This is a genomic window from Vibrio sp. 1249-1, assembly GCF_033340495.1.
The window spans coordinates 1-510 of record NZ_JAWOWJ010001204.1 but is presented as its reverse complement, the minus strand read 5'-3'; the positions used below and the strand labels follow the sequence as shown (position 1 = coordinate 510).

General features: G+C 47.1%; 1 pseudogene. It reads right to left on the bottom strand.

The features are described from left to right. Positions 1-510: pseudogene (locus tag R7Z50_RS31275) on the bottom strand (hypothetical protein); the annotation flags it as partial.

The following is a 510-nucleotide window of genomic DNA, read 5'->3' as shown; positions in this document are numbered from 1 at the left end:
CATCGTAATCACGCCATGTGTCTATACCCGTGGGGCCAGCGATGAATGACTCATTGCGACCACCGTGATAGCACTGAGTCGCAAAGTTTTCCAACGTCATACGAGCTGTCACAGGTACATCACGAGTTATCGTTAGGGGCTTAGTTCGATCAGACGGCCACACTTCTTTAGTCACCTTCTCAAAACCAAACAAACCACGGTAACCGCGCTTATCCTCCAAACTATTAACAAAGCCTTTAACGGCAATGCCACCAATGGTGAACGGAACCGAATTTAGACCGAGTGTATTTTGACAGAAGGAAGAAACCCGCTCGAAATGACGAGCACTGATAATTGAATCAGTAATTGCATACTCAGCGAATTTCTCCGGTTGTGCTTCCAGAAACTCATCCATTCGAGAGATAGAGTACGGCTCTGGAATTTCCACCTTTGGAAGCTTCAATAGCTCTCCGACAGAGGCTAGTGACGATCCATTGGGCGAAAGCAGCATGGTGTCGTAGAACGTGATAT